We start from the raw sequence: 1,987 nt of genomic DNA on the forward strand, positions 1-1,987 counted from the left end.
GGGCTGCACCACGCCGGCGGAGGGCGGCAGGGAGGAGGGGGCGGAGTCGGCTCTGCCCTCCGCCGGCGTGGTGCAGCCCGTCACGGCGGCGAGGAGGCCGGCCAGGGCCGGCACCGCGAGACGGTGCCGGCGCCTTCGCTCGCTGCGGAGGGGACGGGGTTCGCGGGCGGTCACGGTGCGGCGCTCCTGGTCGTCGGATCCTCGGGGCGGCACGCGGCTCCCCACGGGTCCACGGTACGGGCGGGGGGCGCCCCTGACACGCCGGACGGCCGGACCCGTCCCGTCCGGTCCCGTCCGGTCCGATCCGGTCCCGTCTGCTCCGGTGCGGTCCGATCCGATCCGGTCCCGTCCCGTTCCGTCAGCGGGCGCCGAAGACCTGGGTCCAGTACGGGCCACCCTGGGAGTGGATGCCGATGCCTATCTCCTTGAAGTCGCAGTTGAGGATGTTCGCGCGGTGGCCCGGGCTGTTCATCCAGGACTCCATGACCTGCTCGGGGGAGCTCTGCCCCATGGCGATGTTCTCGCCGTACGTCGACCACGGGTACCCGGCGGCCGTCACCCGCTCCCCCGGGCCGGCGCCGTCGGGGTTGGTGTGGTCGAAGAAGTCGCGGGCCGCCATGTCCTCGGAGTGGCCCTGCGCGGCCCTGGTGAGGGTCGCGTTCGCGCTCAGCGGGCCGCAACCGGCCTTGGCGCGCTCGGCGTTGACCAGGGCGATGACCTGCTCGGCCTCGGAGCTCGGGCCCTGGTCGTTCTGGCCGGCGCCCGTCCCGTTCCCGGTCTCGCCGCCGGAGCCCGTGCCGGAGCCGGGCCGGCTCGGCCGCGTGTCGGGGGTGGGCGCCGCGGTGCGCGGCGGGGTGGTCTTCACCGCCCTCCGCCCCGTGGCGCGACCACCTCGCCCACCACACGCTCGGCTGCGGGCACTGCACCCCGCGCTGGCCCGCCCTGGTCCCCGCCCCCCGCGCTGGTCGCGGAGGGGTCGGTGTGCTCCGGCGCGCGGTGGGGGGCGTGGCCTGCGGCCGCGTACGCGTCGGGGACGAAGCCGTGAGCCGTCGGCGCGGCGGCGAAGGCGGAGGCCGCCGCCCGGCCGCGCCCGGCCTCGTCTCCTCCTGCCGCGCCCATGGGCGAGGCTGCGGAAAGGAGGGCCTCGGCGGGGACCAGGGCGTGCCAGCGCGGGGTGCAGTGCCCGCAGCCGAGCGTGTGGTGGGCGAGGTGGTCGCGCCACGGGGCGGAGGGCCGGCCGTCCCAGTCGGCGGCCTCGCGGCCGAGGAAGGGGCAGGCGGGGTTGCCGGCGAGGGCCGCGGCGACGACCCGGGCGGCGTCGAGCCGGGCCCGTACCGCGTCGAAGCGGGCCGGTGCCTCCTCGGCCGGCCAGCGCAGCGCGGCCGCCGTCTCGTAGCGGGTCAGTTCGCCGGCGCACTCCAGCCACCAGAGGGCCAGGAGTTCGCCGTCGTCCGGGTCCAGCCACTGGGCCGCGTCGGTGATCTCCTGGGCCGGTCCGTGCCCGGGCCACTGTCCGGCGTCGTACCCGTGGGCGTACCCGGCGGGCTGCTGGTGGCGGTGGCGGCGGATCCCGTCCACGGCGATGGCGACCAGCCAGGGCCGGAAGACCCCGGGGTCGGTCAGGGTGGCGAGGCCGTCGAGGGCGCGCAGCATCGTCTCCCGTACGACGTGCTCGACGTGCTCGGCACCGTGGCGGCCGTTCATGGCGACCGCCACGGTGGTGTGGACCAGGGGCAGGTGGGCGGTGACCAGCTGCTCCCGTGCCCACGGGTCGCCGTTCCGCGCCGCGAGGACCAGCTCGGTGTCCCGCTCGATTCCTGTGCTCTGCCGCACGCCGACCGTCCCGTTCGTTGGAGGTGATTGCGCAGAGGAGAGCCTGGAGCGGGACGCGGATAACGGAAACCCGGGAGACGGTGAAAGTGACGTGAGTCACTCGGGTCGGGTGGGGCCCGTGGGGTTCACTCGGGTCGGGTGGGGCCCGTGGGGT

1 protein-coding gene and 2 pseudogenes are annotated in these 1,987 nt (G+C 76.3%); all 3 read right to left on the reverse strand.

Features of this window, described 5'->3' with window-relative positions:
• A pseudogene (locus EAO70_RS38490) lies at positions 1-225 on the reverse strand (hypothetical protein); the annotation flags it as partial.
• A 133-nt stretch (positions 226-358) separates the two neighbouring features.
• Positions 359-724: pseudogene (locus tag EAO70_RS39240) on the reverse strand (CAP domain-containing protein); the annotation flags it as partial.
• 137 nt (positions 725-861) lie between these two features.
• The gene (locus tag EAO70_RS39245) at positions 862-1,833 is read right to left on the reverse strand and encodes an RNA polymerase sigma factor (RefSeq protein ID WP_261992884.1); all 972 of its coding nucleotides are present in this window, start codon (positions 1,831-1,833) and stop codon (positions 862-864) included.
• Positions 1,834-1,987 lie beyond the last annotated feature (154 nt).

This window comes from Streptomyces sp. adm13(2018), assembly GCF_008042145.1.
Classification (GTDB): domain Bacteria; phylum Actinomycetota; class Actinomycetes; order Streptomycetales; family Streptomycetaceae; genus Streptomyces.